Genomic DNA, 23711 nt, shown 5'->3' on the forward strand with positions numbered 1-23711 from the left:
AACATGAAAGGCAAACTCGCCACCCTTCCCATGTCCTATCGTCTGGCCGTCACTTCGCGAGTGCTGGCGGCGATTTTCGGCGGCTATCTGGTGGCGGCGCTGGCCAGCGTCACCCTGACGTTGTGGCTGCCGCTGAACCGCGCCGAAGCGGTGGTCACTGGCATGACCGTGTCCTTTCTGGTCTATCTGGTCGCAGTGCTCTGGTGCTTTGCCTGCCGCAGCGCGTGGTCGGCGTGGGTCGGCCTGTTGGTGCCGAGCGTGATTCTCGCCACCGTTTCCGGTGCCGCGCGCGGTCTGGGGCTGGCATGAAAGAGGGCTTCCGGCAGGCGATGGCATGGCTGCACACCTGGGCCGGGCTGGTGTTCGGCTGGTTGCTGTTCGCGATTTTTCTCACCGGCACGCTCGCTTATTTCAAAGATGAAATCAGCCACTGGATGCAGCCGGAAATCGCTGCACATTCGCTTGATAGCGAAGCGAGCCTGGCGCTGGCGCAAGATTATCTGCAGCAACACGCCGCCGGTGCCTCGCGCTGGCTGATCGATTTGCCCGATGCCCGCGACCCCGGTCTGAAGGTGCGCTGGCAGCAGGCGCCGGGCAAACCCGGCGAGCGCGGCCGCTTCGAATCCCGAACTCTCGACGCTCAGACCGGGGCCGAGGTGCAGGGCCGCGAAAGCATGGGCGGCGAGTTCTTTTACCGTTTCCACTTCCAGTTGCAGATGCCTTACCCGTGGGGGCGCTGGCTGGCGACCATCGCCGCAATGGTGATGTTCGTTGCGTTGATCAGCGGCATCATCACCCACAAGAAAATCTTCAAGGACTTCTTCACCTTCCGCCCGCGCAAGGGCCAGCGTTCCTGGCTTGACGGGCATAACGCCGTGGGTGTGCTGGTGCTGCCGTTTCACGTGATGATCACTTACAGCAGCCTGGTGATTTTCATGTCGATGGTTATGCCGGCGAGCATCGTTGCCTCTTACGGCAGCGACGTGCGCAAGTTCTACGACGAAGTCTTTCCCGCCTCGAAGACGCCCGAGCGCGCCGATGTCGCCGCACCGCTGAACGCCATGGCGCCGCTACTGGCCAAGGCCGGCCAGCAGTGGTCGGGTGGCCATACCGCGCGCCTGTCGGTGAGCAACCCGGGCGATGCCAGCGCCACGGTGGTGCTGTCCCGCGCGGGCGATCGGGTGGTGCATGATTTCGGCCGGGCGGTGACGTTCAACGGCGTCACCGGGCAGCTTCTGAGCAGTACACCCGATCAACCCATGGCGATGGCGGTGGGTGGCGCGTTTTACGGTTTGCACATGGGCCATTTCGCCGGGCCGCTGTTGCGCTGGCTGTATTTCATTTGCGGATTGGCTGGCACGGCGATGATTGGCACCGGGCTGGTGATCTGGCTCGGTAAGCGGCAGCTCAAGCACGTAAAAAGCGCGGCGTTGCCCTTCGAATTGCGCCTGGTTGAGGTGCTGAATATCGCCAGCATGGCCGGCCTGGTATCGGCGGTGGCGGTGTTCTTTTTGGCTAATCGACTGGTGCCGGTGAGTCTGGCGGGGCGGGCCGATTGGGAAGTGAATGCTTTCTTCATAGCCTGGGGCCTGAGCGTGGTGCACGCCGTGTTGCGTCCGGGGCGCAAGGCGTGGATCGAACAGCTGACGCTCGGCGCCGCGCTGTTTATCGCGGTGCCGCTGATCAATGCGCTGACCACACCGTGGAATCTTGGCACCAGCCTGATGCAGCGCGACTGGGCACTGGCCGGATTTGATCTGACGTGTCTGGCGACCGGGCTTTTCCTCGGCTGGGCTGCGCGCAAGATGCAGCGTACGGGCGACTCCGTCAGCGTTCGCAAAGCAAGTCCTTCGCCTCGCTCGATCACAGTCGAACAGGGGGCCAACTGATGCTGCTGGCCCTGTTGCTTACTTACGCCGGCTTCACCGCGTTGTGCCTGTCGATGCCACGTCATCACGCCGAATTGCTCGGCGCCAAACCGTCGACGCGCCGCCGTCAGGGTCTGGCGCTGGCGGGATGGCTGTTGCTGGCGCTTTCGCTGTGGGCGGCGGTCGCGGCCAGTGGCTGGAGTTTCGGTCTGGTCGACTGGTTCGCGGTGCTGATGCTCAGCGCTTTGGCATTGGTGCTGTTGCTGCCGTATCGCCCGCGTCTGGCCATGGCCCTGGCCGGGTTGAGCCTGTTGGCCAGCCCGGCCGCCGCCTGGGCGCAGTGCTGAAGTGCTGATCGGTCTGCCGCCGGAATCGCGTGACGATGAAGCGCGTGGCGCGCGTGCGCATTTTCTCCAGGTGTTTCTGTCCCAGCGTGCGCAAATGGAAGCGCTGGTGAATCGGCGCGTCGGTTGTCGGGCGACGGCGGCTGATCTGGTCCAGGATCTGTTTTTGCGCTTCTGGCGGCGGCCGCTGGTGCAGGTCGAAGAGCTCAGCACTTATCTGCTGCGCTGCGCCGGCAACATCGCCATCGATCATTTGCGCAGTGAAGGCACGCGCACGCGGGTCAACGAAGGCTGGCAGCCGGACGAACCCGACAGCCATGGCAGCGAACCCCAGGCCGCCCTCGAAGCCGGCAACGATCTGCGCCATGTCGAAGCCGCGTTGCGCGCCTTGCCCGAACGCACGCGGCAGATCTTTCTGCTCAATCGCATTCACGGGCGCAAGTACGCTGAGATCGCCAAGGCCATGGGCCTGTCCCAAAGTGCCGTGGAAAAACATATGATGCGCGCCCTCGAGGCCTGCAAGGCCAGCCTGCGCGACCCCGCGCCACGCCTGCCAGGGAAAGCACCGTGAAGCCATCCGATCCGATCACACCGACACCGGCCCAGGAACAGGCCGCGCTGGCCTGGCTGAGCCTGTTGCATGACCGCCCGAGCACTGGCGATCAGCTGACCTTCAGCCAATGGCTGCGCGCCGATCCGGCCCATGCCCAAGCGTATGCGCAGGCGCAGGTGATCTGGGAACTCAGCGAAAGCCCCGCGCGCACGCTGGCCGATGAAGATGCGTTCGCGCTGCAAGGTTATCTGCAGGCGATGGATGCCCCGCGTCGTTCGCCGATTTTGCGTTGGTCGGGCGCGCTGGCGCTGGCCGCGTGTCTGCTGTTGATGATCAGCCTCGGCACGGGGTGGCAGGCGCAACGCTGGCTCGACGATCTGCGCGCCGATCATGTCTCCACGCCTGGCGAAGTTCGCACGGTGACACTGGCCGATCAGTCGCAAGTGACGCTGGATGCCGACAGCGCGATTGCTGTGGATTTCAGTCATGGCCAGCGCCGCGTGAAATTGATCAGAGGCGCTGCTTTCTTCAACGTCACTCACACCGGCGATCCGTTTGTGGTGGCGGCGGAGCAGGGCGAGGCGCGGGTGCTCGGCACGCAGTTCGAAGTGCGCCGGCAACTTCATGGCGCGCAAGTGACGGTGTTGTCCGGACGTGTCGCGGTGACGGCGGACGAGCACGGTCAACAACAGATTCTCACGGCCGGCCAGCAAGTTGCTTATGCCGACGGCACTGCGGAAAAACTGCATGCCGTGGACAGTGAAGCGCAACTGGCGTGGCGTCAGGGTTGGCTGACTTACTACAAGACCACGCTGGCCGATGTGGTAGAGGATCTGCGCCGCTATTACCCGGGGCGGATTGTGCTGCTCAACGATGAGCTGGCGGCGCGCAAGGTCAGCGGCAGCTTTCCGAGCAAGGACCCGCAGGCGGTGCTCAATTCGTTGCAGGGAGTGTTGGGGTTTGAGCAGCATCGGGTGTTGGGGCAGCTGATTATTCTGCGCTGAGGCTGCCGGCCTCTTCGCGAGCAGGCTCGCTCCCACAGGGTACGCATTCCAAAGGTGGGAGCGAGCCTGCTCGCGAAGGCGTCAGCCCAGGCAACAAATTCCCCGAAAAATATTTTCAAATTAAAGGTGAGGTAACCCCGAGCCCCATCCGTGTAGTGACTGAAACTGCGAGCCATTCGCATCCGTTGCGGTTCTACACAGGTCATTGAGCAATGAAGTCCAGGGCAAAATCCGGTTCGGTCAAACAGTGGTTGGGCATGTCAGCGCTGAGTTTTTCCGCGTTGGCATTGCTGCCGATGAGTATCGCGCTGGCGACAGAAGCGGTGAGCAATCAGGCGCAACAGCAATTCAATTTTGCCCTCGCCGCCAAACCGTTGCCGCAAGCCCTGAGCGACTTCAGCCGTGTGACCGGGCAAAGCGTGGTCTACACCGACGAAGCGCCGTACGGCCTCAATGCTCCGGCAGTCAACGGCCAGATGAGCGCCGAACAGGCCCTGCAACGCCTGCTCGGCAATTCCGGCCTGAGCTTCCGCCGCACCGACAGTCATACCCTGGCGCTTGAGCCGATGCCGACCGCAGGCGCGCTCAATCTCGGCGCCACCACCATCACGTCCACGCGCGACGAATCGATGAGTTATCAGCCACCGGAAACCAGTTCGGTGATGCGCTCATCGGCGTCGCTGCAAGAAATCCCACAGACGGTCAATGTCATCCCGGCGCAGGTCATTCGCGATCAGGCGCCGCGCAATCTCGACGACGCGCTGGCCAATGTCAGCGGCATCACCCAGGGCAACACCTTGGGCAGTACCCAGGACTCGGTGATGACTCGCGGCTTCGGCGACAACCGCAACGGCTCGATCATGCGCGACGGCATGCCGCTGGTGCAGGGCCGTGGCATGAACGCGACCGTGGATCGCGTCGAAGTGCTCAAGGGCCCGGCCTCGTTGCTCTATGGGATTCAGGATCCGGGTGGTGTGGTCAACCTGGTCAGCAAGAAGCCGGAACTGACCCAGTACAACGCCGTGACCGTGCGCGGTTCGAGCTATGGTGACGGCAAGAATGGCAGCGGCGGCGCCTTCGACAGCACCGGGGCGCTGGGCGATTCCGGCTTCGCCTATCGCATGGTCGTCGATCATGAAGACGAAGATTACTGGCGCAACTTCGGCACCCATCGCGAGACGCTGATCGCACCGTCGCTGGCCTGGTACGGCGAGCGCACCAAGCTGTTGTTCGCCTACGAGCACCGCGAATTTCTCACCCCCTTCGACCGTGGCACCTTGATCGATCCGCGCACCAATCATCCGCTGGATATCTCGCGCAAGCAGCGTCTCGATGAGCCGTTCAACGACATGGAAGGGCGCTCGGACCTCTACCATTTCGAAGCCGACCACGAACTCAACGACGACTGGAAAGCCCACTTCGGCTACAGCTGGAACCGTGAAACCTACGACGCCAGTCAGGTGCGCGTGACGGCGATCGACACCAACAAAGGCACACTGACGCGCAGCATGGACGGCACCCAGAATGCGATCAGCACCGATCGTTTCACCACCGCCAGCCTCGAAGGCAAAGTGAATGTGCTGGGCATGCAGCATGATCTGGTGTTCGGTGTTGATGATGAATACCGCAAGATCTACCGCGAGGATCTGATCCGGCAGAAAAGCCTGACCACGTTCAGCTATCTCAACCCGGTCTATGGCCGCGAAGTGATGGGCACTACGGTGAGTGCGCCCGACAGTGCGCAGACCGATAAGCTGCGCAGCGATTCGCTGTTCCTGCAGGATTCGATTCACCTCAACGAGCAGTGGATTCTCGTCGCTGGCGGACGTTTTCAGGAGTACGACCAGTACGCCGGCAAAGGCGTGCCGTTCAAGGCCAATACCAACAGCAATGGGCAGAAGTGGGTGCCGCGCGCAGGGCTGGTGTATCGCTACACCGACGCGCTGTCGTTCTACGGCAGCTACACCGAATCGTTCAAACCCAACTCGACCATCGCCCCGCTGAGCGGCAGCAGTACCGTGCTCGACGGCAGCATCGCGCCGGAGGAAGCCAAGTCGTGGGAGCTGGGTGCGCGGCTGGATATGCCCGGCAGCATCACCGGCAATATCGCGTTGTTCGACATCAAGAAACGCAACGTACTGGTGGCCAATTCCGAAGGCCCGACAACGATTTACAGTGCGGCAGGCGAGGTGCGTTCACGCGGGTTGGAAGTTGACCTGAGCGGGCAGCTCAGCGAGCACTGGAACCTGATCGGCAGCTATGCCTACACCGATGCCGAAGTCACCGAAGACCCGGAATACAAAGGCAAGCGCCTGCAAAACGTAGCGAAGAATTCCGGCTCGCTGTCGGCGGTGTATGACTTCGGCAATGTGTTTGGTGGTGATCAGTTGCGTGTCGGGGCGGGCGCGCGCTATGTCGGCGAGCGTGCCGGCAACGCGGTGAATGATTTTGACCTGCCGAGCTACACCGTGGCGGATGCGTTTGCCACTTACGACACGACGGTTGAGGGGCAGAAGGTCAAGTTTCAGTTGAACGTGAAGAACCTGTTTGATCGCACCTATTACACCTCGTCGGCGAGCCGCTTCTTTGTGTCGATGGGGGATTCGCGGCAGGTTTCCTTGTCGAGCACCCTGGAGTTTTGAGTCAACGTCAAAAGATCGCAGCCTTCGGCAGCTCCTACATTTGGAATGCGTTTCCCCTGTAGGAGCTGCCGAAGGCTGCGATCTTTTGACCTTCTAACGCAAAAACGCCTGCCGATACTCGCCCGGCGTCCCACCCAAAACCTGCCTGAACCGATTAGTGAAATGGCTGGCACTGGCAAACCCGCACGCCAGCGCAATTTCGCCCAGCGGCAGCGCCGTGCCGCGCAACAATTCCCGCGCCCGGCTCAAGCGCCGCGCCAGCACATATTGATGCGGCGGCAGGCCGAAGCTCAGGCGAAACATCCGCGCAAAGTGATATTCCGACAGCGCGCACAGCCCGGCCAGTTGCCCGAGGCTGATGGCTTCGCTCAACTGATCGTCGATGAATTCCACCAGTTGTCGGCGCTGATGCGGTGCCAGTCCGCCCTTCAAGCGCAAGCCCGGTCGCGCACCGACCTGGCTGAGCAAGGTGTGGCTGATCAATTCATGGGCGAGGCTGCTGGTCAGCAAGCGCTCGGCCGGCTCTTGCCAGTTCAGATTCAGCAATTGCCGGAAGCGCTGCGCCTGCTGCGGATCTTCGAGAAAGGTCTGCTCGCGTAATTGCATCTCGCGCGGTTCGCGATCGAGCAAAGTCACGCAACCGAGGGCGAATTGTTCGGCGCTGAAATACAGGTGCGCCAGACGGATATCGCCATTGATCACCCAGCCCGATTGATGATCGGCCGGCAGGATGCACAGCTTGTCCGGCCCGCCCTTGCGGCCCGGCTGGCCACGACGGAATGTGCCGGTGCCGCCGGCGACGTAGCACGACAGCGTGTGATGACTTGGCGCTTCGTATTCCTGAGCATCGTGGTGGTTGGTCCACAAGGCCGCAGACATGCCGTCACCGAGCTCGGCGCTGTGCACAAGGCGTGCATTCGGCGAGCGGTTGAGGGCTTGAAAGACTTGCAGGGTATCGATAGCGGCCATGTTCGGTTCTCTCCAACGCCTTGCATCCTACTCCGTAGACGCCGCCCTGCCAGCCTGCCGCCAGACAAAAGCGCAAGATTGTGCAAGCGTCGAAGGCTGCCCGAGGCAGACACTCAAGGCCTGTTTAAGGAGTGTGTGCCATGAACCTGTCGTTGTACCTGCTGACCGTGCTGATCTGGGGCACCACCTGGATTGCCTTGAAATGGCAATTGGGCGTGGTCGAAATCCCGGTGTCGATTGTCTATCGCTTCGGCCTCGCCGCGTTGGTGCTGTTTGCGTTGTTGCTGCTCAGCCGACGCCTGCAACCGATGAACCGCCGAGGCCACTTGATCTGTGTGGCCCAAGGACTCTGTCTGTTCTGTGTGAACTTCATGTGCTTTCTGACGGCCAGCCAGTGGATACCCAGCGGTCTGGTGGCGGTGGTGTTTTCTACGGCAACGTTGTGGAACGCGCTGAATGCGCGGGTGTTCTTCGGCCAGCGCATTGCCCGCAATGTGTTGCTGGGCGGTGCGTTGGGGCTGTCGGGTCTGGGGCTGTTGTTCTGGCCGGAACTGGCCGGGCATCAAGCCAGCCCGCAAACCCTGCTCGGCCTTGGATTGGCGTTATGCGGCACATTGTGTTTTTCCGCCGGCAATATGCTCTCGAGTCTGCAACAGAAAGCGGGATTGCGACCGCTGACCACCAACGCCTGGGGCATGGCCTACGGCGCGGCGATGCTGACGGTGTGGTGTCTGATCAAGGGCATACCCTTCGACATGGATTGGTCGCCGCGTTATGTCGGTGCGCTGTTGTATCTAGTGATTCCCGGCTCGGTGATCGGCTTCACTGCGTACCTGACGCTGGTCGGGCGCATGGGCCCGGAGCGAGCGGCTTATTGCACGGTGCTGTTCCCGGTGGTGGCGTTGAACGTGTCGGCGTTTGCCGAAGGTTATCAATGGACCGCGCCGGCGCTGGTCGGGCTGGTGTTGGTGATGCTGGGCAACGTGCTGGTGTTTCGTAAACCGAAAGTGCTGTTGTCTGCGGGTCAAGGGAAGTTGGCTTGATAAAGCGAGCGCTGGGTTTCAGCGCTCAACTTTCAAAGTGATGTAGATCATCACCGGGAAGATGAAGTCGACAATATGCCTTGCCCAGTCCTTGGCATTCCATGATAGCGAAGTGTCCATGTCGAACCACTCGACACCAACAGTTTGTAGACAAACGTAATAAATGAAAATGGCGACCAATATGCCCATGATCGAAAACTTCTTGGCTTCATGGAATGCCGCTGGCGATGCATCGATGTAGCGATACAACTGGTAAGTACCGATCAGGCAAAGCACGGTATAGGTGACTTCCATGGTGATGATGAACCAGTAGATCCGGTGATGGATCATCGGCGAATCGATCGCGCGGTACATGATGTTTTCACTGGCGTTGGTGGTGTCCATGCTGAGGATATGTGCAACGTAAGTGTAGTTGGACTCGTAGTCGGTGAAGTTATGAATCATCACCAGCAAGCCAAAGAAACTTATATAAGCCATCAAGATGACTTTGCTGTAACGAATGAGTTTGTCGGTGGTCAGGGTGTTCACGGGATTGGCTCTCCATGGCAATTAATCAATGAGTTGATAAGTTGCGAGAGCTTATATGGCAGTTACCTGGTCCGGCGTTTTTGTTCGGTTGCAAGTTATGTAAGGTGAAGGCCGGCGCAATGTTGCGCTGGCCCTTTTTTTCAGCCGCGCCAGACTTGCGGGTTGACCAGATCCTGCGGCCGTTCGCCGAGCAGGGCGCTGCGCAGGTTGGCCAGTGCGCGGTTGGCCATGGCTTCACGGGTCTCGGTGGTGGCCGAGCCGATGTGCGGCAGGGTCACGGCGTTCTTCAATTGGAACAGCGGCGATTCGGCCAGCGGTTCTTTTTCATAGACGTCCAGCCCGGCGCCACGGATGCGGTTGTTTTGCAGGGCTTCGATCAGTGCCGGTTCGTCGACCACCGGGCCGCGCGAGATGTTGACCAGGATCGCACTCGGCTTCATCAGCGCCAGTTCGCGATGGCTGATCAGGTGGCGGGTCTTGTCGCTCAGTGGCACCACTAGGCAAACGAAATCGGCTTCGGCCAGCAGCTCATCGAGGCTGCGGAACTGTGCGCCGAGCTCCTGTTCCAGTTCGGTCTTGCGGCTGTTGCCGCTGTAGATGATCGGCATGTTGAAGCCGAAGCGTCCGCGCCGGGCGACGGCGGCGCCAATGTTGCCCATGCCGACGATGCCGAGGGTCTTGCCGTGCACATCAGTGCCGAACAGCGGGGCGCCGACGCTGGCCTGCCATTGCCCGGCCTTGGTCCAGGCGTCGAGTTCGGCGACGCGGCGGGCGCTGCTCATGATCAGGGCGAAAGCGAGGTCGGCGGTGCTTTCGGTGAGCACGTCGGGGGTGTTGGTGAGCATGATCCCGCGTTCGTTGAAGTAGTCGAGGTCGTAGTTGTCGTAGCCGACCGAGACGCTCGAAACCACTTCGAGTTTTGTCGCGGTTTCCAGTTGTGCGCGGCCGAGTTTGCGGCCGACGCCGATGAGGCCGTGGGCGTGGGGCAGGGCTTCGTTGAACTGGGCGTTGATGTCACCGGTCTTGGGGTTGGGGACGATGACGTCGAATTCTTCTTGCAGGCGTTCGATCATGGGCGGGGTGATGCGGCTGAAGGCCAGGACTGTTTTTTTCATTGGGCTTGGGCTCGTCGGGGCTTGATTGCAAGCACGCTAACATTTTCTCGCTCGGGTTGTCTTGGCGGCCTCTGGGCCGACCAGGTTCTTGGGGTTTTGGGTGAATATCCGTTGCTTCGGGTGTTGCTGATTACGGTTCCGCCCTTACGGCGGGTCACCTTTTTCAAACGCCAAAAAGGTAACCCAAAAGGCTTGCTCCTACGTTCGGCCCTCGCAGGCTCGGGTCCCTTCGCTCCGGGACTGATCCGGGCGCAGCGGCTACGGTTTGCTTCGCTGCACCTCCTTCCGCTGTGTCTGGCTGCGCCAGACGGTCGCTGCGCTCCCACGCCCGGATCAATCCCTCCGCTCAGCCTTCCGACGTCGCCGGTGGATCAAGATCAAGAGCACTCGAGCTTGCGCTCATTGTTGAGTGAGGCGGCTTCGCCGCGGGCAGCTGCGCTGCTTTGCCTTTACTTTTGTTTTTGCTTTTGTGGGAGCGAGCCTGCTCGCAATGGCGGCCTGACAGTCGACCTGTTTCTCGCTGATGTACTCGATTCAAACTGTGGGAGCTGGCTTGCCAGCGAAGGCGGCCTGACAGCCGACCTGTTTCTCGCTGATGTACTCGATTCAAACTGTGGGAGCGAGCCTGCTCGCGAAAGCGGTTTATCTGACACCTCGAATGTTGAATGTGCCGAAGCCCTCGCGGTCGGGCTCGCTCCGGGAAGATCAGCTGCGTGACGGGGGCTGGTGGATTTCGTAATTATCCAGCACCCGGTTCACCGCCAGTTCCGCCAGCATGATCACCTGCTGGATGGCCAGTATGGTGTGCCGCTGTGGGCTGTCGACGTGGGCGGCGATGTCGCTGCTCATGATGCTCGCCGAGGCGAGGGATTCGCAGGCGTGGGCCAGCAGGCTTTCGTTGTCCTGGTCCGGGGCGACCTGGAATATGGTGCTGGGTTTGTGGTTTTGCTGCGCGCTGGCGGGCGGTTTGAGGTAGTGATCCAGCGCACGCTCGGCGGCGTCGTGGAGTTTCGTTGAGTCGGGGGATTGGTAGGGTGAGGTGCTTTCGGATTCGGGGGGATTGGGTGTGGGTTTGAACATGGTGAAACTCCATTCTGGAAGTGGAGTTCGCCACTGACTGCGACCAAGCATTCGGGTGGCGAACCGTACGCGGGTTGGTCGACCAGGGAATGGAAACCCGGCAGGGACGAGGCCCTCCCACGCACAGCTCGCCATTAAGCATGCTTGAAAATGTGCGCCATTCTAAACCCGGACGACCAAGTCCGGTCGCTGATTCGTCAGCAACCGCCAAATCCTAGCCAGCGCTCTTCCGACGGACAACCTGCAAAACCTGTCGGAAACTTCCTTGAAAACACCGCGATGTAGGAGCTGTCGTAGGCTGCGACTTTTTAATTTTTAAACAGCAAGATCAAAAGATCGCAGCCTCGTTGCACTCGTCAGCTCCTACACGAAACCTGCAAGTGTTTAAAACTCAGGTCGCAACGCGGACGCCTGCCAAACTCCCGGTCAGTTCATACGCGACCAATTCCGCCTGATGCGCCGCCAATATCTCCGGCAACGATCCGCGCAAATATTCCACCCAGGTTTTGATCTTGGCATCCAGGTACTGCCGCGACGGGTAGATCGCGTAGAGATTGAGTTCCTGCGAGCGGTAGTTGGGCATCACGCGCACCAGAGTGCCGTTGCGCAGGCCTTCGATGGCGGCGTAGACCGGCAGCACGCCGACGCCCATGCCGCTGGTGATGGCGGTTTTCATGGCGTCGGCGGAGTTCACCAGGAATGGTGAGCTGTTGATGGTCACTGTTTCCTGGCCGTCCGGGCCGTCGAAGGCCCATTTTTCCAGGGGTATCACCGGGCTGACCAGGCGCAGGCAGGCGTGGTTGAGCAGGTCGCTGGGTTTTTGCGCGGCGCCGTTGGCTTTTACGTAGGCCGGCGAGGCGCAGACGATGCTGTAGGTGATGCCCAGGCGTTGCGAGACGAAGCCGGAATCGGGCAGTTCGCTGGCCAGCACGATGGACACGTCGTAGCCCTCGTCGAGCAGGTCCGGCACGCGGTTGGCCAGGGTCAGGTCGAAGGTCACGTCGGGGTGGGTCTTGCGGTAGCGGGCGATGGCGTCGATGACGAAGTGCTGACCGATGCCGGTCATGGTGTGCACTTTCAGCTGGCCGGCCGGGCGTGCGTGGGCGTCGCTGGCTTCCGCTTCGGCTTCTTCGACGTAGGCGAGGATCTGTTCGCAGCGCAGCAGGTAGCGTTTGCCGGCTTCGGTCAGGGCGATGCGCCGGGTCGTGCGATTGAGCAGGCGGGTTTGCAGGTGGGCCTCGAGGTTGGAGACCGCGCGCGAGACGTTGGCGGTGGTGGTGTCCAGTTGCACGGCGGCGGCGGTGAAGCTGCCCGCTTCGGCAACACAACTGAAGGCGCGCATGTTTTGCAAAGTGTCCATGGGGTGCTCTCAAGGGAGATGGCAAATTGTGACACGAAGTTTCAGGGGCTGAGACCCCCGACCAAGGGATTATCTCGTTAACCGTAACAAAGATTCACAGAAATCCCAGCTTATCGCCGCAGAGGCAGCTCCATAGAATTGCGCCGATCCTGTGCCGGCGCTGCCGAAGGCTGCGGTCTTTTGATTTTGTTTTAAGGGAAGCAAGATCAAAAATCGCAGCCTGCGGCAGCTCCTGCACGGTCCTCGATCTATCCCTCTCTCAGGAATTCGCAGCTGTGCCGCGTCGCATCAACAGAGCGCTTTTGCCGCTCAGTGTTCTGGCTTTAACCCTGGCTCTCGGCGGCTGCATCTCTACCCAAGGCATTGCCCCTCACGGCGAGGCGCTCGCGGCCGATTCACTGGCCACCGACGCGGCCATTGCCGAGGCCGCCAAAGACGCCCACTGGCCCAGCGCCCAATGGTGGCAGGCGTTTGGTGACGCGCAACTTGATCGCTGGATCGACCTCGCCGTGCAAGGCAGCCCGAGCATGGCCATGGCCGCTGCGCGGGTGCGTCAGGCCAAGGCCATGGCCGGTGTTGCCGAAGCGGCCGAGGCGTTGCAGATCAATGGCGAGTCGACCCTCAAGCGCCACAACTGGCCGACCGATCAGTTCTACGGCCCCGGCGAACTGGCCAATACCACCACATGGGACAACAACGCCGCGCTCGGCTTCAGTTACGCCTTCGACCTCTGGGGCCGCGAGCGCAATGCCAGTGAACGCGCGGTGGATCTGGCCCATGTGAGTGTGGCCGAGGCGCGCCTGGCGCAACTGGAACTGCAGAACAACATCGTCCGCGCCTACATCGAGCTGTCGCTGCATTACGCCCAGCGCGAAATCGTTGCCGCAATGCTCAAACAGCAACAGCAGATTCTCGATCTGGCGCAGAAGCGTTTGAGCGGTGGCATCGGCACGCATTTCGAAGTCAGCCAAGCCGAAACGCCGTTGCCGGAAACCCATCGCCAACTCGATGCGCTGGACGAGGAAATTGCCCTGAGCCGCAACCAGATTGCTGCGCTGGCCGGTAAAGGCCCGGGCGCCGCTGCGCAACTGCAACGGCCGACGCTGTCCCTCGCGGCACCGTTGAAGTTGCCCTCGGCATTGCCCGCCGAACTGCTCGGCCAGCGTCCGGACGTGGTCGCCAGTCGCTGGCAAGTGGCGGCGCAGGCGCGCGGCATCGATGTCGCCCACGGCGGTTTCTACCCCAACGTCGATCTGGTCGGCAGCCTCGGCTACATGGCCACGGGTGGCGGCGCGCTGGAGTTTCTGACCGGCAAGAAACTCAACTACAACCTTGGCCCGGCGATCTCGTTGCCGATCTTCGACGGCGGTCGACTGCGTGGCGAATTGGGCGAAGCGGCGGCCGGTTATGACATCGCCGTGGCGCACTACAACCAGACCCTGATCAACGCGCTGAAAAACATTTCCGATCAGTTGATCCGCCGCGAGTCGATGGACAAGCAGCAGGACTTCGCTGCCGAGTCCGTTGCCGCAGCGCAGAAGACTTACGACATCGCGATGATCGCCTATCAACGCGGCCTCACCGATTACCTCAATGTGCTGAATGCGCAGACCTTGCTGTTCAGGCAACAGCAAGTGCAGCAGCAGGTCCAGGCGGCGCGCTTGAGTGCGCATGCCGAATTGGTGACGGCATTGGGTGGCGGCCTCGGTGCCGGTGATGACGTGCCGACAGCCGAGCAGACCCAAGCCCCGAAAACCCCGGCGCTGCTGCGGTGATCACAGCATCCATTGTGGGAGCGAGCGTGCCCGCGAAGAGGGCGTATCAGTCAATGAACATGTTGCCTGACACGCTGCTTTCGCGAGCAGGCTCGCTCCCACAGGTTTCGAGTCCGCATTGCATGCCTGAGTATTTTCAATGACCTCCTTGCCCGCCCCTCTACGCTGGCTCCACTCCCTGGAATGGCGTCGCGGTTTCTTCGACTGGGCACGCAGCGATGGCGTGACCTGGGTGTATATCTTCAAGGTGTTGCTCGCCGCGTTTCTCACCCTGTGGCTGGCGATGCGGCTGGAACTACCGCAACCGCGTACGGCGATGATCACGGTGTTTATCGTCATGCAGCCGCAGAGCGGTCAGGTGTTCGCCAAGAGTTTTTATCGCTTGCTCGGCACGCTGGCCGGATCGGCGATGATGGTCACGCTGATCGCTTTGTTCGCGCAGAACACGGAGCTGTTTCTCGGCTCGCTGGCGATCTGGGTCGGCATCTGCTCGGCCGGTGCCGCACGTTGCCGCAATTTTCGCGCCTACGGTTTTGTTCTCGCCGGTTACACCGCAGCGATGGTCGGTCTGCCGGCGCTGGCGCACCCGGACGGCGCCTTTATGGCGGCGGTGTGGCGGGTGCTGGAGATCTCGCTGGGGATTCTCTGTTCGACGCTGATCAGCGCGGCGATTCTGCCGCAGACCGCCAGCGCGGCGATGCGCAATGCCTTGTATCAGCGCTTCGGTGTGTTCGCCTTGTTCGTCACCGATGGCTTGCGCGGGCGCAGCAAAGCCGAGGCGTTCGAAGCCAGCAACGTGCGCTTCATTGCCGAAGCCGTCGGCCTGGAAGGGCTGCGCAGTGTGACCGTGTTCGAAGACCCGCACATGCGCCGGCGCAACGGTCGTCTGAGTCGTTTGAACAGCGAGTTCATGGGCATCACCACGCGCTTCAACGCCTTGCATCAGTTGCTTGAACGCCTGCGCGGCAATGGCGAAGAGCATGTCGTGGCGGCGATCAAACCGGGCTTGCAGGACCTCGCCGAAGTGCTCGACGGCTTCAGCGGTCGCGCCCTGACCAGCCCCGATGCGGCACGTTTGGCGACCGCGTTGGCCACCTACAAGGAAGGTCTGCCGGCACGTGTCCGAACCCTGCGCGGGATCTTTCAGGACACCGCTCCCAGCGAAGCCGAACAACTGGATTTCCACACCGCCTACGAATTGCTCTACCGCTTCGTCGATGACCTGCACAGCTACGCGCAGACCCATGCGTCCCTGGCCGAGCACCGCCACGAACGCGAGCGCTGGGACGAGCCCTTCACCCCGCAAACCAACTGGTGGGCCGCAGCCGCGTCGGGAATTCGTGCCTCGTTCATCCTGATTGTGTTGGGCAGTTATTGGGTCGCCACCGCGTGGCCCAGCGGGGCTACCATGACCCTGATCGCTGCCGCCACCGTCGGCCTTTCCGCCGCGACACCGAACCCCAAACGCATGGCCTTTCAAATGGCCTGCGGCACGTTTCTCGGCGCACTGATCGGCTTCGTCGAGATGTTTTTCATCTTCCCGTTGATCGACGGTTTCCCCTTGCTCTGCGTGATGCTCGCGCCGGTGATCGTGCTCGGTTCGTTCCTCGCCTCACGACCGCAATACGCCGGTGTCGGCCTCGGTTTGTTGATCTTTTTCAGCACCGGTTCAGTGCCGGACAACCTTACGATTTACAACCCCTACACCTTCATCAACGACTACATCGCCATGGTCATGGGCATGCTCGTGTGTGCGGCGGCGGGGGCGATCATTCTGCCGCCGAACAGTCGCTGGCTGTGGCAGCGCCTGGAGCAGGACTTGCGTGGCCAAGTGGTCTACGCGATCAGCGGCAAACTCAAGGGCCTGGCCTCGCGTTTCGAGAGCCGTACCCGCGATCTGCTGCATCAGGCCTATGGCCTCGCGGCAGGGCAACCGAAAGTGCAAAAAAGCCTGCTGCGCTGGATGTTCGTGGTGCTCGAAGTCGGCCACGCGATCATCGAATTGCGCAAGGAACAGGCGATCCTGCCCGTGCATCCGGCGTATGCCGAATCGCAGCCGTGGCGTCAGGCAATCCGCGTGATGGGGCGTGCGCTGGTGCGGCTGTTCTTGCAGCCGAACGCGAGCAATCTCGAACGCGCACTGGTGGCGGTCGATCACGCGATCAGCCGCGTCGCCGCCACCGACGAGCCGTTCGCGCCGCACTTCGATACCTCGGCGTTGCGCCGGGTGAAAAGCTACCTGCACTTCATCCGCACCTCGCTGCTCGACCCGCAATCACCCCTCGCCGAATTCGCTACTGCCAGGCCCGAAGGACTTGCCCATGCCTCGTGAAATCGCCTTCCACGGCGTGTACATGCCGACCATGACCCTGATGTTTTTCATTGCTGCGGGACTGGCCTGGGCAGTTGACCGCTTCCTCTCGGGGTTCGACCTGTACCGTTTTTTCTGGCACCCGGCGCTGCTGCGTCTGAGCCTGTTTACCTGTCTGTTCGGCGCCATGGCGCTGACTGTCTACCGTTGAGAACATCTTGATGAAAAAGTTTTTCAGCCTGCTCGCGACCCTGCTGGTGTTGGCCCTGGCGCTGTGGATCGGCCGCACGTTGTGGGAGCACTACATGAACACGCCGTGGACCCGCGATGGTCGCGTGCGTGCCGACATCATCAACGTCGCCGCCGACGTCACCGGCGAAGTGGTCGAAGTGCCGGTGCGTGACAACCAGTTGGTGAAGAAGGGCGATCTGCTGATGCGCATCGACCCCGAGCACTATCGCATCGCGGTCAAGCAGGCGCAGTCGTTGGTCGCCTCGCGCAAGTCGACCTGGGAAATGCGCAAGGTCAACGCCCATCGCCGCGCCGACCTCGACAATCTGGTGATCTCCAAAGAGAACCGCGACGACGCCAGCAACATCGCTGACGCCGCGCTGGCCGATTACCAACACGCCCAGGCGCAATTGGAAGCCGCCGAACTCAACCTGAAACGCACCGAAGTGCGCGCGGCGGTCGACGGTTACGTGACCAACCTCAATGTGCATCGCGGCGACTACGCGCGCATCGGCGAGGCGAAAATGGCCGTGGTCGACATGAACTCGTTCTGGGTTTACGGATTTTTCGAAGAGACCAAACTGCCGCACGTCAAAGTGGGTGACAAAGCCGATATGCAGTTGATGAGCGGCGAGGTGCTCAAGGGCCATGTCGAAAGCATTTCCCGCGGCATCTACGACCGCGACAACCCGGAAAGCCGCGAGCTGATTGCCGATGTGAACCCGACGTTCAACTGGGTGCGGTTGGCTCAGCGGGTGCCGGTAAGGATTCACATTGATGAGGTGCCGGCGGGCGTGTTGCTGGCGGCGGGGATTACTTGCACGGTCATAGTTGACGGCCTGAACTAACAGTATGTCGCGAGAAAGTCAGGGTTCTCGCGATTTTTACTCCTCGGCTATGTTTTGTTTGTTTGGTTTTTTCTTTTTTGAAGATTTGGTTAATTGTAAGTTGCTGTTGTGCTTCGATTTCTTAACTCATTATTGTGTTAGTGTTTTCCTGTCGCCATGAATATGGCACGACCCCATTGATATAAGTTTTTGCCGATTGCATTCAGGCCTCGGCATATCTTTGCTTTTAAAAAGGAATGTTAAATTATGGAACTGATTAGTATCAGGATGGACGATCGCGTCAGTCACATAGTCAGCGGTGAACCGGTGACTTTAAGTTTTACAATGTTGACCGATGGTACGCCACCTCCCGTAGGCTCGCGTATGCAGTTTCGGGCTCGCGAAGGTGCGGCTTTCCTGCACGCTTCGATGCCTTCCAGCGGTGCGCAGATGAGCTATTCAGAAGATTTGAAGATCAGTACTTTGACCATTACCGAAGATCAATTTGAAGGGTGGAATCCGCGGCGCACGCTGACGTTTACAACACCTGTAAACATGGACTTTTCAAAGATTTCCGAGATATTCGGCATAGTTTATTATCAGCCCAGTTATGAGGAAGGATACTTTCCTGTACTCGTCCAGCCAGATGGAAAGCAGGCGATTTCAACCCGTCAGGTATTTGCTGCAAAATGGCAGGACACTGTGACCGGCGGCTGGATCTACAGTTATGACGTTATGGTTAAAGCCTGTGATCAATCGATTGCCCAATGGAAGTTTTCAAGTGCGGGTTTACCGACGGGAACGAGCATTTATGCCAATCCGTGGCTTGATGTAGTGCATGATGCAAAAGAAGGGATTGTCGAATTGGCTACGCCACCGGGTGACCGGTATGTGTTAATCCCGGGCAAGGAAGTCGCAGTCTCCATCCAGTTGTTATACCCCGCGGCAAAGGGACAATCTCCAGCGTTTGAATCCCTGCCCAATCTGACGGCCGTTCCGCGTTGATGCTCCGCAGTTACTAGGTCGTGATGGTTTGAGCTCGCCGCTGGCGAGCTCAAACCTCTGGATCAGAATTTCAGGTGCAACCCGAAACGCTTCATCAACGTCGATTCCAGCAACCCTTTAGGCAGTAGCGCAGCCAACAACGGCAAGGCCCGGCTGCCGTTGCCGATGCGCACCAGCCGAGGCGGCTTGCTCTGCCGCACCGCTTTCAACAGCTCAGCAGCAAACTCAGCCGCTGGCGTCGGTTTATCTTGGGACGCCTTGGCCCGTGCACGAATGCCTTCACGCAATGGAAACCACGGCGATTGCTCGCTGATCAATTGCTCGGCTTCATGTCCGGCATTCTTCGCAAAGCTCGATTCGATGGCGCCGGGCTGGACCTCCATCACACGAATGCCAAACGGTGCCAGTTCCATGCGCAAGGCATCGCTCAATGCGTGCACCGCCGCTTTCGAAGCGCAGTAGGCGCCGGCAAATGGCGTGACCAGCACACCTGACACGCTGCCGATATTCACCACCAGCCCCTTGGCCCGACGCAGCAGCGGAAACAACGCGCGGGTGACGCCGACAATCGAAAACACATTGGTTTCGAACTGGCGCTGCATCGCCTGCACGCCGCCATCGAGCAGCGGCCCCATCGCGCCGTAACCGGCGTTGTTGATCAACACATCGAGGCCGCCGTGTTCCTGGTTCAGACGCTCGGCGAGTTGCTCAAGCGCGGCGCCATCATTGACGTCCAACTGAATCGCGGTGAAACCGGCGGCGCTGAGCGCAGCGACGTCTTCAGTCTTGCGCGCACTGGCCCAGACTTCGTAGCCGGCCGCTTTGAACGCGTCGGCCAAGGCGCGGCCGATGCCGCTGGAACAACCGGTAATCAACGCAACGGGCATGGCGCATTCCTTGTGCAAAAAAGTCGGGGGAGGGGATCAGTCGGCAAAACTACCCTGCAAATGCTCGGCGCGAAACTCCAGGGTTTGCGGGCGATAGCCGGGACGCAGTGGCGGCAAGGGCAAGCAATCTTCCCAGGTGGCGCCGGCCTGCAGTTCGCCGGGGCCGCGATAGCGCGGGGCGGTGTATTGATTGTCGGCCAGATTGACCGTATCGCCCGGCGCGTACGCGGCGATGCGCCAACGCAGTTCGGTCAGCGGCACATCGTTACCGTTGTTGATTTTCAATTGCAGTGGACGGTCGGACGGACATTGTTCGGGAGCATAGGCAATGCGCAGTTCCAGGCGCGCCAGTTGCTTGATCTCGCGTTTGTCCAGCCACACCACCCACATAGCTACGAAGCCGAGGCCGATGGCAGCGGCCACCGACACCGGCAAGGCCTTGGCCGGATAGCGCAGCAGCAGGATCAGCCAGGTGATGACCAGCAGGATGCCGATGAACATGTCGGATAACCTCGCAGAGACAGAGAGGCATCCTACCTAAGCGTGGGGGAGGTTGGCGATGGGCATCGGGACTTGCAGCGTCTGACCGGCTCTTCGCGAGCAGGCTCGCTCCCACAGATATGCATTTGAATTGTGGGAGCGAGCCTGCTCGCGAAGAGGCCATTGCAGGCGACACAGAATCAGGACAAAAAAAGCCCCCGCCCAGCCCGCTGCGGATAGGGAACGCAACGGGCTGGACGAGGGCTTCTCGTTTTAGTGATCGATTACTGCGCGATGGTCTTCACCGACACGCCGCGTTCGATCGGGGTGGAGCGGCCGTAGATATCTTCGAAACGTTCGATATCGTCTTCACCCAAGTACGAACCCGACTGCACTTCGATGATTTCCAGCGGGATCTTGCCCGGGTTGCGCAGGCGATGCACCGAGGCGATCGGGATGTAGGTCGACTGGTTTTCGGTGAGCAGGAACACGTTCTCGTCGCAGGTCACTTCGGCGGTGCCGCTGACCACGATCCAGTGTTCGGCGCGGTGGTGGTGCATCTGCAGCGACAGGCACGCGCCCGGCTTGACCGAGATGTGCTTGACCTGGAAACGCCCGCCCATGTCCACCGAGTCGTACGAGCCCCACGGGCGATAGACTTCGCAGTGGTTCTGGGTTTCGCTGCGGCCCTGGGCATTGAGGGTGTTGACCATCTGCTTGACGCCCTGGACCTTGTCCTTGTGGGCAATCATCATCGCGTCCTTGGTTTCGACCACGACGATGTTCTCCAGACCGATCACCGAGACCAGTTTGCCGTTGCCGTGGATCATGCAGTTCTTGCTGTCCTGAATCACCACATCGCCTTTGCTGACGTTGCCGTTGGCGTCTTTCTCGTTGACTTCCCACAGCGACGACCAGCAGCCGACATCGCTCCAGCCGGCGGTCAGCGGCACCACGCAGGCGCGCTGGGTTTTTTCCATCACCGAGTAGTCGATGGAGTTGTCCGGGCAGCAGGCGAAGGTGGCTTCGTCGAAGGTGATGGTGTCGGCGTCTTGCTGGCTGCGCTCAAGGGTCAGCAGGCAGGTGTCGTAGATGTCCGGATCGTGCTTTTTCAGTTCTTCGAGGAAGCGGCTGGCGCGGAACAGGAACATGCCGCTGTTCCAGTAGTAACCGCCGGATTCGACGTACTCGGTGGCGCGCTTGACGTCCGGTTTTTCGACGAAGTGCGAGACGCGGCTGACGCCTTCGGGCAGCAGCGAATCAGCGGTGGATTTGATGTAGCCGTAGCCGGTTTCCGGTTTGGTTGCCGGCACGCCGAACAGGACCATCTCGCCGTTCTCGGCTGCGACAGTCGCCAGGGCCAGCGCACGTTGCAGGGCTTTCTGGTCTTCCAGTACGTGGTCGGCCGGCAGCACCAGCATCAGTTCGTCACGGCCTTCATTGACCAGCATCATCGCGGTCAGGGCCACGGCCGGCGACGTGTTGCGGCCGAACGGTTCCATCAGGATGCGCTGGCATTCCAGATTGCGCGCGGCCAGTTGCTCGTTGACGATGAAACGGTGTTCCTTGTTGCAGACCACGATCGGGGTGTCCATGCCTTCGAACACCAGACGCTCGAGGGTTTGCTGGAACAGTGTGTGTTCGCCGGTCAGGGCGAGGAATTGCTTGGGGAACTGCTTACGCGAAAGAGGCCACAGACGCGAACCGCTACCACCTGACAAGATCACCGGAATCATAATGTTTACTCCATAAAATGCAGTTGAGAGCTGCAAGCTGCAAGTGGTGAGTTAGAAGCACTTCACTTGCAGCTTGAAGCTAGTAGCTGATAGCTCGAGCGATTAGCGAGTCGACACCGGGCGTTTCACCCAGACTGGCGACAGGTTGCTGCCGTTGCCGGTGACGTACAGTACGGCTGCCTCACCACGCTCCAGAGCGACCGGTTTCACGTCGCCGACTTTCTTGTCGCCTTCGTACAGCGCCAGGCTGACTTTCACCGGGTTGATTTCACGTTCGCCACGACCCTTGGCTGCCACGTTCGGCACCACTTCGGTCTTGCCGTCGGCGGTCTTCAGGGTCAGCGGTTTGTCGCTGAGGTTCTGTACACGAACCAGGGATTTCTGCTTGTTCTTGAACGGCGGCTCTTCGATCAGTTGTGGCGCGCCGGAAGCGTTGTTGACCAGGGTGTAGTAGTGGTCACCAGCGAGTTTGACCGGCAGGGTCTGGCTACCAACCTTGGCGCTGTAATCGCCGCCCGGCATGAAGCTGAAGTCGCTGCTGGCCAGTGGCGCGATGTCGCTCAGGTTGGTGCTGCCGACAGTGGCGCTGACTTCAGCGTTGCTGGCGTTGTAGACACGCACGAAGGTCGAGCCTTTCGGAGCGGTCGGGCCGTACAGCGCGGCGTCGCCACCGGCGAAGGCTGGGACGGAAAGTACGCTGAGGCCAGCAACCAGTGCGAAGCTTTTAGCGAGACGACGAGGAGTAGTAGTGAAAGTCATGGTGTACCTCTCTTTCAGTTTTGCGCCCGATCGGGCGTCTCGGATTTAGTGTTGATGGCTACGTTTTGTTGGCGGGCGCCGGCTTGTTTGAGCTCTGCGACCCACTGCGGGTCGGCGTCGCCGATTTCGTTGTTCACAGGCAGATATCGTTCAGGAAACTCCCAGATCAGCACTTGTGGCGGGCTGTTCTTGAAGTCATCGCTTTTCAGGTAGCTGAGCATCGGCAGAATCGGGCCATGGCCGTCTTCGGCGTAGTTGACGACGTCGCTGTGCAGCGCTTGTTTGAGCGCACCGACGAAGTTCCAGTTGGGGTTGGCGCTGTAGCTGGTGCCGATCAGCGCGACCGGTACTTCGCTGTTGGCGAACAGGGCGTCGTCACCGGCAGGCTGCTCGGCGGCAACGGTGTTGCGTTTGAGCAGTGGCTCAGGCGCCGGCATCATGTTTTCGAACAGCGGATCGAGCGGCAGGAACAGACGCAGATCGCCCTTGTGCGTGACCTTCTCTGCTGGCGTGGTGACAAAGCGCTGTGGCTCGCCGCTCAGCGGGAATTTCTCGGCAATGGTTTTCGCCAACGTGTTGGCGGCGATCTCGGCGCCTTCCGGCGTCCAGTGGGTGTCGGTGCGCAGGAACACTTGCTGACCGTTCTGCTTGGCCTGTTGCAGCGGGCCGAGCAGGTCAGGGGCGAGGATCTTGTCGGCCGCGACACGGGCGTGGAAATCCTGATACAGGTTCTGGTGAATGCTCGAAGGCTTCACTTCATCCAGATGCTCCGGATACAGACGCACCTTGGCCGGCACGATCGCCATCACCAGTTTCACGCCTTTCTCTTTCAGGGTCTGGCGCACGCCTTCGACCAGCGCGTAGTTGCCTTGCAGGTTCTGCTGTTCGTTGACGATCGGGTTGAATTCCTCATCGCTGTACAACCACTGGTCGCGGCCGAGCACGACGCCCGGACGACCTTCGTTGAACAGTTTGAAATCCAGCGCGGCCCAGAGGTTGGTGCCCAGACGCTTGATCGGGAATTCATCGTCGTAGTGGGTTTCCACCGCCTTGGTCCAGCGGCCATTGAGCACCGTCGCGTCGGCGTTGGTGCTGAAGCCGAAGAAGCTGCGAATCGACCACAGACCGAGGACCAACAACGTCACCAGGAACAGGGCGATGTAGAAGATGCGTAATGAGCGGGTCATGTCAGAT

Annotated in this window: 22 protein-coding genes; 12 read left to right on the forward strand and 10 right to left on the reverse strand. The window is 60.6% G+C overall.

Translation table 11 applies throughout. The annotated features are described in order from the left end of the window. The first annotated feature begins 3 nt into the window (after positions 1–3). From J5M66_RS13725 to J5M66_RS13750, 6 genes are all read left to right on the forward strand, one after another. Entirely contained in the window at positions 4–309 is a 306-nt protein-coding gene (locus J5M66_RS13725; protein WP_041479671.1) for a DUF3649 domain-containing protein, read from the forward strand. Beyond that, positions 306–1889: a PepSY-associated TM helix domain-containing protein gene (locus J5M66_RS13730; RefSeq protein ID WP_206421035.1), complete on the forward strand. Its 1584-nt coding sequence runs from the start codon at positions 306–308 to the stop codon at positions 1887–1889. The genes J5M66_RS13725 and J5M66_RS13730 overlap by 4 nt, the downstream gene beginning before the upstream one ends. Beyond that, positions 1889–2215 (forward strand): DUF3325 domain-containing protein, encoded by a 327-nt coding sequence (locus J5M66_RS13735; RefSeq protein WP_206421034.1) that lies wholly within the window; start codon positions 1889–1891, stop codon positions 2213–2215. The genes J5M66_RS13730 and J5M66_RS13735 overlap by 1 nt, the downstream gene beginning before the upstream one ends. Before the next feature lies 1 nt (position 2216). Then, a complete protein-coding gene (locus J5M66_RS13740) occupies positions 2217–2783 on the forward strand; it encodes an RNA polymerase sigma factor (protein WP_016771621.1) in 567 nt (188 codons plus the stop codon). Beyond that, positions 2780–3769 carry a FecR family protein gene (locus tag J5M66_RS13745; protein WP_206421033.1) on the forward strand — a complete coding sequence of 330 codons (990 nt, stop codon included), beginning with the start codon at positions 2780–2782 and terminating at the stop codon, positions 3767–3769. The genes J5M66_RS13740 and J5M66_RS13745 overlap by 4 nt, the downstream gene beginning before the upstream one ends. A gap of 212 nt (positions 3770–3981) precedes the next feature. After that, positions 3982–6411, forward strand: a complete 2430-nt coding sequence (locus J5M66_RS13750; RefSeq protein WP_207808474.1) for a TonB-dependent receptor — start codon at positions 3982–3984, stop codon at positions 6409–6411. A 93-nt stretch (positions 6412–6504) separates the two neighbouring features. Here J5M66_RS13750 and J5M66_RS13755 read toward each other — a convergent pair whose 3' ends face one another. After that, positions 6505–7380, reverse strand: a complete 876-nt coding sequence (locus J5M66_RS13755; protein ID WP_207808473.1) for an AraC family transcriptional regulator — start codon at positions 7378–7380, stop codon at positions 6505–6507. Positions 7381–7520: 140 nt separating this feature from the next. Between J5M66_RS13755 and J5M66_RS13760 the strand changes: the two genes are divergently transcribed. Continuing rightward, on the forward strand, positions 7521–8423 hold the full coding sequence (locus tag J5M66_RS13760) for a DMT family transporter (protein WP_122700000.1): 903 nt from the start codon (positions 7521–7523) through the stop codon (positions 8421–8423). 18 nt (positions 8424–8441) lie between these two features. On the opposite strand, the gene J5M66_RS13765 is transcribed toward J5M66_RS13760, so the two are convergent. From J5M66_RS13765 to J5M66_RS13780, 4 genes are all read right to left on the reverse strand, one after another. Then, the gene (locus tag J5M66_RS13765; protein WP_016771617.1) at positions 8442–8951 is read right to left on the reverse strand and encodes a DUF2165 domain-containing protein; all 510 of its coding nucleotides are present in this window, start codon (positions 8949–8951) and stop codon (positions 8442–8444) included. 140 nt (positions 8952–9091) lie between these two features. Then, positions 9092–10066, reverse strand: coding sequence for a D-glycerate dehydrogenase (locus J5M66_RS13770; protein WP_122610794.1), 975 nt, complete (start codon positions 10064–10066; stop codon positions 9092–9094). A gap of 705 nt (positions 10067–10771) precedes the next feature. After that, positions 10772–11146, reverse strand: coding sequence for a DUF6124 family protein (locus tag J5M66_RS13775; RefSeq protein WP_207808471.1), 375 nt, complete (start codon positions 11144–11146; stop codon positions 10772–10774). A 391-nt stretch (positions 11147–11537) separates the two neighbouring features. Beyond that, positions 11538–12506: a LysR family transcriptional regulator gene (locus J5M66_RS13780; RefSeq protein ID WP_039759257.1), complete on the reverse strand. Its 969-nt coding sequence runs from the start codon at positions 12504–12506 to the stop codon at positions 11538–11540. 275 nt (positions 12507–12781) lie between these two features. Here J5M66_RS13780 and J5M66_RS13785 point away from each other — a divergent pair, with 275 nt between their 5' ends. The 5 genes from J5M66_RS13785 to J5M66_RS13805 all read left to right on the forward strand — a co-directional run bounded on the left by J5M66_RS13785 (position 12782) and on the right by J5M66_RS13805 (position 18655). Then, positions 12782–14281, forward strand: a complete 1500-nt coding sequence (locus J5M66_RS13785; protein ID WP_207808469.1) for an efflux transporter outer membrane subunit — start codon at positions 12782–12784, stop codon at positions 14279–14281. A gap of 139 nt (positions 14282–14420) precedes the next feature. Then, a complete protein-coding gene (locus tag J5M66_RS13790; protein ID WP_207808467.1) occupies positions 14421–16613 on the forward strand; it encodes an FUSC family protein in 2193 nt (730 codons plus the stop codon). Continuing rightward, on the forward strand, positions 16603–16803 hold the full coding sequence (locus J5M66_RS13795) for a DUF1656 domain-containing protein (RefSeq protein ID WP_016771611.1): 201 nt from the start codon (positions 16603–16605) through the stop codon (positions 16801–16803). Before J5M66_RS13790 ends, J5M66_RS13795 begins: the two co-directional genes overlap by 11 nt. 10 nt (positions 16804–16813) lie before the next feature. Further along, a complete protein-coding gene (locus J5M66_RS13800) occupies positions 16814–17671 on the forward strand; it encodes an HlyD family secretion protein (RefSeq protein ID WP_016771610.1) in 858 nt (285 codons plus the stop codon). A gap of 246 nt (positions 17672–17917) precedes the next feature. Continuing rightward, a complete protein-coding gene (locus J5M66_RS13805) occupies positions 17918–18655 on the forward strand; it encodes a hypothetical protein (RefSeq protein WP_207808465.1) in 738 nt (245 codons plus the stop codon). Between the two features lie 62 nt (positions 18656–18717). Here J5M66_RS13805 and J5M66_RS13810 read toward each other — a convergent pair whose 3' ends face one another. The 5 genes from J5M66_RS13810 to J5M66_RS13830 form a co-directional block, all read right to left on the reverse strand. After that, a complete protein-coding gene (locus tag J5M66_RS13810) occupies positions 18718–19542 on the reverse strand; it encodes an SDR family oxidoreductase (RefSeq protein ID WP_206421026.1) in 825 nt (274 codons plus the stop codon). A gap of 36 nt (positions 19543–19578) precedes the next feature. Further along, the gene (locus J5M66_RS13815; RefSeq protein WP_206421025.1) at positions 19579–20043 is read right to left on the reverse strand and encodes a multidrug transporter; all 465 of its coding nucleotides are present in this window, start codon (positions 20041–20043) and stop codon (positions 19579–19581) included. A gap of 263 nt (positions 20044–20306) precedes the next feature. Next, positions 20307–21758 carry a mannose-1-phosphate guanylyltransferase/mannose-6-phosphate isomerase gene (locus J5M66_RS13820; RefSeq protein ID WP_024011673.1) on the reverse strand — a complete coding sequence of 484 codons (1452 nt, stop codon included), beginning with the start codon at positions 21756–21758 and terminating at the stop codon, positions 20307–20309. 102 nt (positions 21759–21860) lie between these two features. Beyond that, entirely contained in the window at positions 21861–22517 is a 657-nt protein-coding gene (locus J5M66_RS13825; RefSeq protein ID WP_016771605.1) for an alginate O-acetyltransferase AlgF, read from the reverse strand. A 14-nt stretch (positions 22518–22531) separates the two neighbouring features. Further along, positions 22532–23704, reverse strand: a complete 1173-nt coding sequence (locus J5M66_RS13830; protein ID WP_016771604.1) for an alginate O-acetyltransferase — start codon at positions 23702–23704, stop codon at positions 22532–22534. Positions 23705–23711: the final 7 nt, after the last annotated feature.

The sequence above is a fragment of the Pseudomonas sp. 67(2021) genome (genome assembly GCF_017491835.1).
Lineage (GTDB): Bacteria > Pseudomonadota > Gammaproteobacteria > Pseudomonadales > Pseudomonadaceae > Aquipseudomonas > Aquipseudomonas atacamensis.